This window comes from Actinokineospora sp. NPDC051303, assembly GCF_055586285.1.
This window is the reverse complement of record NZ_JBVJIN010000098.1, coordinates 1-8,361: the sequence shown is the minus strand read 5'-3', so window position 1 is coordinate 8,361 and position 8,361 is coordinate 1. Positions and strand designations below refer to the sequence as shown.

At 71.5% G+C, this 8,361-nt stretch carries 9 protein-coding genes; all 9 read left to right on the top strand.

Going from position 1 to position 8,361, the window contains the following annotated elements:
* Nucleotides 1-277 precede the first annotated feature (277 nt).
* Complete coding sequence (locus ACZ6SD_RS32650) at nucleotides 278-1,345, top strand: sensor histidine kinase (RefSeq protein WP_465320886.1); 1,068 nt, start codon at nucleotides 278-280, stop codon at nucleotides 1,343-1,345.
* On the top strand, nucleotides 1,345-2,124 hold the full coding sequence (locus ACZ6SD_RS32645) for a LytR/AlgR family response regulator transcription factor (protein WP_465320885.1): 780 nt from the start codon (nucleotides 1,345-1,347) through the stop codon (nucleotides 2,122-2,124). Before ACZ6SD_RS32650 ends, ACZ6SD_RS32645 begins: the two co-directional genes overlap by 1 nt.
* Entirely contained in the window at nucleotides 2,121-2,555 is a 435-nt protein-coding gene (locus ACZ6SD_RS32640; RefSeq protein ID WP_465320884.1) for a hypothetical protein, read from the top strand. Before ACZ6SD_RS32645 ends, ACZ6SD_RS32640 begins: the two co-directional genes overlap by 4 nt.
* 894 nt (nucleotides 2,556-3,449) lie before the next feature.
* A complete protein-coding gene (locus tag ACZ6SD_RS32635) occupies nucleotides 3,450-4,166 on the top strand; it encodes a hypothetical protein (RefSeq protein ID WP_465320883.1) in 717 nt (238 codons plus the stop codon).
* A gap of 20 nt (nucleotides 4,167-4,186) precedes the next feature.
* A complete protein-coding gene (locus tag ACZ6SD_RS32630; protein WP_465320882.1) occupies nucleotides 4,187-5,455 on the top strand; it encodes an adenosylmethionine--8-amino-7-oxononanoate transaminase in 1,269 nt (422 codons plus the stop codon).
* Between the two features lie 77 nt (nucleotides 5,456-5,532).
* Nucleotides 5,533-6,249 (top strand): dethiobiotin synthase, encoded by a 717-nt coding sequence (bioD, locus tag ACZ6SD_RS32625; RefSeq protein ID WP_465320881.1) that lies wholly within the window; start codon nucleotides 5,533-5,535, stop codon nucleotides 6,247-6,249.
* Nucleotides 6,250-6,385: 136 nt separating this feature from the next.
* Nucleotides 6,386-7,423 carry a biotin synthase BioB gene (gene bioB / locus ACZ6SD_RS32620; RefSeq protein WP_465320880.1) on the top strand — a complete coding sequence of 346 codons (1,038 nt, stop codon included), beginning with the start codon at nucleotides 6,386-6,388 and terminating at the stop codon, nucleotides 7,421-7,423.
* 10 nt (nucleotides 7,424-7,433) lie between these two features.
* On the top strand, nucleotides 7,434-7,637 hold the full coding sequence (bsaP, locus tag ACZ6SD_RS32615) for a biotin synthase auxiliary protein BsaP (protein ID WP_465320879.1): 204 nt from the start codon (nucleotides 7,434-7,436) through the stop codon (nucleotides 7,635-7,637).
* Nucleotides 7,638-7,666: 29 nt separating this feature from the next.
* Nucleotides 7,667-8,245: a DUF2567 domain-containing protein gene (locus ACZ6SD_RS32610; protein ID WP_465320878.1), complete on the top strand. Its 579-nt coding sequence runs from the start codon at nucleotides 7,667-7,669 to the stop codon at nucleotides 8,243-8,245.
* The last annotated feature ends 116 nt before the right edge of the window (nucleotides 8,246-8,361 follow it).

The following is an 8,361-nucleotide window of genomic DNA, read 5'->3' as shown; positions in this document are numbered from 1 at the left end:
GCCTCCCCATACACCGCACCCGACACATTCGCCCCCGCCACAAACCCCTCCGACGGCGCGAACACCCTCCGCTCAATCGACAAGTTGTCCAGCGTTACCCCACTCATGTCTCTCCCACAGTTTCGTCGCGGCTCCGATGCGTCACGGTAGAAGCGGCCGGGCGGCACTGACCGAACGCCGCGACGGACGGTGCCGGCTTCGGGACGAGTGGTCCACGAGCGTCACCCGAAGAGGTGGAACACGCCTAACATCGACGGCACCGTCGAAAGGACCACGGATGTCGGCACCGGAGCGCGATGAACCAGCGCGGTTACGGCTGCCCTGGTCCCGCGCCGACCCCGCCGCCGTCCTCGGCGTCGCCCGCGGCATCGGCGACGACCTGGCCGACGGGCTCGCCGGGGCCCGGGTCCGCTCGGCCGCGCGGGGCATCCGCAGGCTGCTCGACGCCGACGCCATCGGCCTGGCCGATTTCTCCGGAACCCCCGTCTGGGCGGGCCGCGCGCCCTCGGGCACCCGCTGGCCCGCCTTGGTGGACGAGGTGCTGCACAACGAGACCCGTGCGGGCCGCCCGCCGCTGCTCGCCGTCCCGCTGCATGTCCACGACGAGCTGGCCGGGGTTCTCGTGGTCGCGGGCCAGGTCCGCGCCGCCGCGGTCCGCGAAGTCGCCGACTGGATAGTGGCCGCTCTGGAACGCGCTCGCCTGGAGGCGTCCGCCGAGCACGCCGCGCAGGCCGAACTGCGGGCGCTGCGCGCGGAGATCTCACCGCACTTCGTCTACAACGCGCTCACCGTCATCGCGTCCCTGGTGCACTCGGACCCGGAGCGCTCGCACGAGCTGATGCTCGACTTCGCCGACTACAACCGCTACAGCCTCGCGGGCCACGGCGACTACACCACCCTCGCCGAAGAGTTCCACGCCATCGAGACTTACCTGGCCCTGCAACGCGCCGTCCTCGGCGACCGGCTCCGCGTGCAGATCAGGGTCGCCCCGGAAGTGCTCGCCGTCGCCATCCCCTACCTGGTGCTGCAACCGTTGGTGGAGAACGCGATCCGGCACGGCGTCGAGCCGCGCGCCGCGGGCGGCCTGGTCCAGGTGCGCGGCGAGGCCGAGGGAGCCGACTGCGTCATCACCGTCGAGGACGACGGCGTGGGCATGGCCCCCGCGCACGCGGAGGCGATCCTCGCGGGCCGCGGTCCGGCGGGCAGCGTCGGCCTGGCCAACGTGGACCGGCGGCTACGCAACGTCTACGGGCCCTGGTTCGGGCTCGTGGTGGAGACCGCGGAGGAAGCGGGCACCCGGGTGGTCGTCCGGGTGCCGATGTTCGCACCGGGAGTGATGCCGTGATGGCCAGCGGGCTGCGGGTGCTCGCCGTTGACGACGTCCGGGCCGCCCTGGACGAGCTGTGCAGGCTGCTGCGCGCCGCCCCCGACGTCGCCGAGACGCACGCGGCTGGCGACGCGCTCACCGCGGTGAAGATGATCCAGGCCGAGCCGTTCGACGCGGTCTTCCTCGACATCTCCATGCCCGGCCTCAACGGCCTCGAACTGGCCTCCTTGCTAACCCGGCTCACCGAGCCGCCCGCGATCGTCTTCGTCACCGCGTTCGAGGACCACGCGGTGTCCGCCTACGGCATCGGCGCCGTCGACTACCTGCTCAAACCCGTCCGCGCCGAACGCCTGGCTGACGCGCTCACCCGCGTCGCCCGGGTCACCGCGGCCCGCCACCAGGCCGCCGTGCCCGCACCCTCGCCCACCCCCGACGCCATGCCCGCCCTGCCCGTGGAAACCGACGGCCGCACCCGCTACGTCCGGCGCGGCGAGGTGAAGTTCGCGGAGGCGCACGGCGATTACGTCCGCCTGCACACGCCTTCGGGGGTGCACCTGGTGCGGATGCCGATCTCGCGACTCCAGGAATACTGGGAGGGCTCAGGTTTCGCGAGAGTCCACAGAGGATTCCTGGTGGCCTTGGACGCGGTCCGCGAACTCCGCAGCGATTCCGTGGGCGGCATGCTCGCCCACACCGAACTGGGCGACGTCCCCGTCAGCCGCAGACACGCCCGAGAACTACGCGAGCGCTTGTTATTGGCAGCCCAACGCGGCGAACTAGGCCGGAGCGGCCGATGACCCCTCCCCGCAGAGTCGCCGTCACCAGCCCCCAAACCCGCCTGGCCCACTCCCGCCGCAAACACGGCTCCGCCTGGCGGCCCCCCACCCTCGACCCCGCCGAGGTCCGCCAGGCCCTCACGGTCTACCGCGCCCAACGCCGCAGGGCCATCCTGGCGCTAGCGGCCCTGTTCACCCTGCTGTTCGGCCTGCCACTGCTCCTGCACACCTTCCCAGCCCTAGACGACATCCGGATCGCCGACATCCCAGTCTCCTGGTTGGCCTTGGTGGCGATCCCCTTCCCCACGATGGTCGCCTTGGCCCACTGGCACCTCCGCCACGCCGAACACCTGGAAACTGACCCACCACCCACCCGCGCCCCACACCCCCCGCCGCCGAAGTTATCCACAGGCGGGCAGCACCCTCTTCCCCCCGCTGACCTGGGCCGATAGGATGGATCAGGGACGGTCCCCCAGGGCGGGTGGGCTTTGTTGTGGGGGCGGCGCGGCGGCGAAAACGAGGCGGGTGTCTGCCGGGGTTTCGCCAGGCCGCAGCCGAAATCGCCAAGTGCGCAGTGGGTTGGAGCGACACGCCTGCCACTTGACCAGGCCGAACGAACCCGCCAGGCGCGAGGCGGGGAGCGTGCCTGTCTTGGAGTCTGGTCTTGGACAGTGCTCGGTGGGCCGGGAGCGTCGCGAGTTGGTTGGCCGGTGCCTGTTTGGGTGGTTCGCCTTGATTTGGGGCCCCTCGAAATGGGCCTGCGCGGGTCAAAAGGCGGGGCGAAGGAACCCCACCCGCGCTACGAGTTTAGGCCCATTTCCCCCAAATCAAGGCGAACCACCCAAACAGGCCGTTGGCTTGGGCCTGTCACTTGTCGCGGTGGATCGGGTGAGGCGCCCACACCGCCCTGCCAAGCCGCACCGAGGCTCACCAGGCGCTCAACGGGTCGGAGCAACAAACCCGAGCATCTGCCAGACCGAACCAACGCCCGCCCGATGCTCGATGGGCCAGAGCAGCGAACCCACGCCCCACGAAGCCGAACCAGCGCTCGCCCAGTGCTCGATGGGGTGGAGTGGTTTCTTTGGGGGTGAAGGAAGATCCCTAAACTGGCTGTGGTCGTGGGGCCGAAGGCTTCCCACCCGTCTTTCCCACGACGGGATCTTCCTTCGTAGGGGCCCCAAAGAAACCACTCCACCCCATCGAGCAACCCCACACAGCCAACCCCCGCAGAAGCCAGCAAGCAGACAGCACCCAGCCAGGGAACGAGCCCCCCGCAAGCGGAACGCACGGTGTGGCGAAGCCCTGAATGCCAGGTTTCCCCGGCTCCGTTAGGTAGCGTTGCGGCCGTGCGCGGGCGAGATGATCAGGAGCCGGTCGGAACCGTTGGCGCGCGCCTGCGTCGGGTGCGGCCACACCTCACCCTGGTGATCACCGCAGGCCCGCTCGCGGCCATTGCCGCCGCCGCGACAGACGGCTGGTCACCAACCCTGGCGACACCCTTCCTCCTCCTAGCAGCAGGAATCGCCTACTTCCGAACCCGCCGATTCCGCCCCCGCCGCTGGCCAGTCGCCTCAGCCGCCTTGGGCGCAGCGGGCGGAGCCTGCGTAGGACTAGCCTCGGCCTGGTTCATCGGAATCGCCGCAGCGGCCGCCCTAGGCGCAGGCGGATGGTTCGTCGGAGAGCAAGCCCGCCGCCGGGTGCTTGAGCCCTACACCCCCGAACTTGCGGACTCCCCGGTCGAAGTGCCCTGGCAGGCGCGCGGCGCGCGGGGTCTGGAGCTGCTCGTCGCCCACGACCGGATCACGCTGTCCGGTGGCCGAGGGCCGTTCCGGCTTGTCCGGCCGATGGTGGCGCTCAGCGGTGTCGGCGCCGTGGAGCAGGTGATGGTCGCCCGCCGCACCACCCTGCCCGTTCCGGGGGTCGGCGAGCTGAGGGTCACGGTGACCCCGGGGCCCGCTGTCCGCATCACCGTGCCGCCGGGGGAGTGGATCGTCCCGACCGATCACGGCCGGGAGATCGCCCGGCTGGTGGCCCGTCGCAAGGAACTCGCGGGCGTCGACTAGCGGTCGGTTAGCCTGCCCCGGTGACTCCTGACGAGGTGATCGCGCTCGACCGCGCGCACGTGTGGCACCCCTACGGGCCCATGCCCGGCACCCAGGACCCACTCGTGGTCGCCTCCGCCGAGGGGGTGCGGCTGCGGCTGGCCGACGGGCGGGAGCTGGTCGACGGCATGGCGTCGTGGTGGGCGGCGATCCACGGCTACCGCAACCCGGTGCTCGACGCAGCGCTCGCCGAGCAGGCGGGGCGGATGAGCCACGTCATGTTCGGCGGCCTCACCCACGAGCCCGCCGTCCGGCTGGCCACCACCCTGGTCGAGATCACCCCGGACCCGCTGCGGCACGTCTTCCTCTGCGACTCGGGGTCGGTCGGCATCGAGGTGGGCGTGAAGATGTGCCTCCAGTACTGGCGCTCGCTCGGGAAACCGGGCAAGCGGAAGCTGCTGACCTGGCGCGGCGGCTACCACGGCGACACGTTCACCCCGATGAGCGTCTGCGACCCCGAGGGCGGCATGCACAGCCTCTGGCGGGGCGTGCTGCCGGACCAGGTGTTCGCCCAGGCGCCGCCGGTGGGCTTCGAGCACGACTACGTCGCCCACCTGGCCGAGATGATCGAGACCCACGCCGACGACTTGGCCGCGGTGATCGTGGAGCCGGTCGTGCAGGGCGCGGGCGGGATGCGCTTCCACGATCCCCGCTACCTGCACGTTCTGCGCGAGCTGACCTTGGCCAACGACGTGCTGCTGATCTTCGATGAGATCGCCACCGGGTTCGGCCGCACCGGCGAGCTGTTCGCCGCCGACCACGCCGGGATCAGCCCGGACGTGCTGTGCGTCGGCAAGGCCATGACCGGCGGTTACCTGTCCATGGCCGCGACCCTGTGCACGTCCCAGGTGGCCGAGGGCATCTCCCGGGGCGAGGTCCCGGTGCTGGCGCACGGCCCGACCTTCATGGGCAACCCGCTGGCCGCCGCGGTCGCCTCGGCGTCGATCGGCCTGCTGCTGGCGGGTGACTGGCGGGGCACGGTCAAGCGGATCGAGGCCGAGCTGACCCACGGCCTCGCGGCGGCGGCCGACGTGCCGGGGGTGCGCGACGTGCGGGTCCTGGGCGGGATCGGCGTGGTGCAACTCGACCACCAGGTGGACATGGCCGCCGCCACGCGGGCCGCCGTCGACGCCGGGGTGTGGCTGCGGCCGTTCCGCGACCTGATCTACACCATGCCGCCGTATGTGAGCACCACTGACGACGTCGCCGCGATCACCGCGGGCGTGGTCGCCGCTGCCGCGGCGGGGTAGGCGGCTGTCGCCGGTTTCGGTGGTGGTGTCCCAGCCGGACTATGTCCGCGCCGTTAACAGGGCTAACCTTGCTGCCCGTGAGTGTCCTCGTGATCACCGGGACCGGCACTGACGTCGGCAAGACCGTCGTCACCGCCGGGATCGCCGCGCTCGCCCGCGCCGCCCGGCGGCGCGTCGCCGTGCTCAAGCCAGCCCAGACCGGTGTCGCCCCCGGCGCGCCCGGGGACCTGGCCGACGTCCAACGGCTCGCGGGCGAGGTCACGACCCTGGAGCTGCGGCGCTTCCCCGACCCGCTCGCCCCCGACACCGCGGCCCGGCGCGTCGGGATGCCGCCGGTGCGGCCGTCGGAGGTCGCCGCCGCCGCGACCGACCTCGCCCGCACGCACGACCTGGTCCTGGTCGAGGGCGCGGGCGGGCTGCTCGTCCGGTTCGACCCCGACGGCGGCACGCTCGCCGACGTGGCCTGGGCGCTGGGCGCGCCCGTGCTGGTGGTCGCGACCGCCGGGCTCGGCACCCTCAACACCGCCGCGTTGACCGCGGAGGCGCTGCGCCGCCGGGGGATCACCTGCGACGGGTTCGTCGTCGGAGCCTGGCCGAGCACCCCGGACCTCGCCGCGCGCTGCAACCTGGACGACCTGCCGGTCGTCACGCAGGCGCCGCTGCTCGGCGTCTTCCCCGAAGGGGTGGGCGGGCTGCCCGCGGCAGAGTTCGCGCCGGTCGCGCGCCGGTCGCTCGCGCCGTCGCTGGGCGGGGAGTTCGACGTCAAGGAGTTCACAGGCGCGTTTCCCGGGTGAGAGATTAGTCGCTCATGTGTGTCAGCCCCATGAGGCAGACTGACCCCCGACGCACAATGCCCGGACCATATGCCCCGATCACCATGCCACCGGCGCCGCACCCGGCCCGGACGCACCGGCTCTAGGAGGAACCACAGTGACGGCAGCCGCCGAGCGCACCCATGACAGCGCGACCACCGACGACGTGCTCGCCGTCGCCCGCGAACAGGTGCTCGACCGCGGTGTCGGCCTGTCCGAGGAGCAGGTGCTGCGGGTTCTGCGGCTCGGTGACGACCGCCTGGAGGACCTGCTCGCCCTGGCCCACGAGGTCCGGATGAAGTGGTGCGGCCCCGAGGTCGAGGTCGAGGGCATCGTTAGCCTCAAGACCGGCGGCTGCCCGGAGGACTGCCACTTCTGTTCGCAGTCCGGCCGCTTCCCGACCCCGGTCCGCTCCGCGTGGCTGGACATCCCGGGCCTGGTCGAGGCCGCCCGCCAGACCGCGGCGACCGGGGCCACCGAGTTCTGCATCGTCGCGGCCGTGCGCGGCCCCGACGCCCGCCTGCTCTCCCAGGTGCGCGACGGCATCAAGGCGATCCGCGAGTCCGGCAACGACATCCAGATCGCTTGTTCGCTGGGCATGCTTACCCAGGAGCAGGTCGATGAGCTTGTCGCCATGGGCGTGCATCGCTACAACCACAACCTGGAGACCGCGCGCTCGCACTTCCCGAAGGTGGTGACCACGCACTCCTGGGAGGAGCGCTGGGACACCCTGCGGATGGTGCGCGAGGCGGGCATGGAGGTCTGCTCCGGCGGCATCATCGGCATGGGCGAGACCGACGAGCAGCGCGCCGAGTTCGCCGTGCAGCTCGCCGAACTGGACCCGCACGAGGTCCCGATGAACTTCCTCATCCCGCAGCCGGGCACCCCGTATGAGCAGTACGAGCCGATCGAGGGCCGCGACGCGCTGCGCGTGGTCGCCGCGTTCCGCCTCGCCCTGCCGCGCACGATGCTGCGCTTCGCGGGCGGCCGCGAGCTGACCCTGGGCGACCTCGGCGCCGAGAAGGGCATGCTGGGCGGGGTCAACGCGATCATCGTCGGCAACTACCTGACCAACCTCGGCAGGCCCGCCCAGCGGGACCTCGACATGCTGTCCGACCTCAAGATGCCGATCAAAGCGCTCAGCGACTCGCTGTAGGAGTTCTGTCGTGTTCTGCGTGCACTGCGGCCAGCCCGCCGCGGTGGGAGACCACCTCTCCTGCCGCGGCGGCCGCGCCGCCCTGGAACCACCCCGCTTCTGCGCCGAGTGCGCGCGCCGGATGGTCGTGCAGGTGACCCCGGTCGGCTGGTCCGCGCGGTGCAGCAGGCACGGCGAGACGACCAGCGCGGGTGCCCCCGTGCTGACGGACTAGTCTCGCGCATGGGCTGCCCCATTCGGCCCATGAGTTCTCGCGAGCGGAGGTCAGGCGTGACAGCGCCCCCCGATTACCTGCCGTGGTCGCACAAGCCCGCCCCGGTGGTGGTCAAACGCGACCTGTTGCCCGCGGTCAGCGTGCTGTCGACCATCTCGTTGTTCGGCTTCGCGGTGGGATGGCTGTGGTCCCGCCTGGCGCCCGGACAGCTTGTCCAGGTCGTGGAGGACGGCGGACTGGCGCCGCTGCGGACCGAGAGCTACCACCGCTTCGATGACCTGGTGCTGTTCCTGCTGCTGGGATTGGCGGCGGGGATCGTGACCGGGGTCGCGGTGTGGCTGCTGCGGGAGCGTCGCGGTCCGGTGGTGATGGTGGCCGCGGTGCTCGGGTCCGGATTGGCGGCCTGGCTGGCGGCGCAGACCGGCGTGTCCTTGGCGGAGGCGCGGTTCGTCGTGGCGGGAGCGCCTGGGCTGGGCGATGTGGTGACTTTGGCTCCCCGGTTGGAATCCGGGTGGGGGATCGTGGCTTGGCCGTTGGGGACGGCGTTCGCTTACGGGGTCGCGGCGGCGTGGAACGGGCGGGATGACTTGGGGCGCAGGCTCGGGTGATCTGCTTCTGTCTTCCGGGGCTTCGTGGGGTTGCTCGATGGGGTGGAGTGGTTTCTTCGGGGCCCCTACGAAGGAAGATCGCCGTGTGAAAGACGGGTGGGATGCCTTCGGCCTCA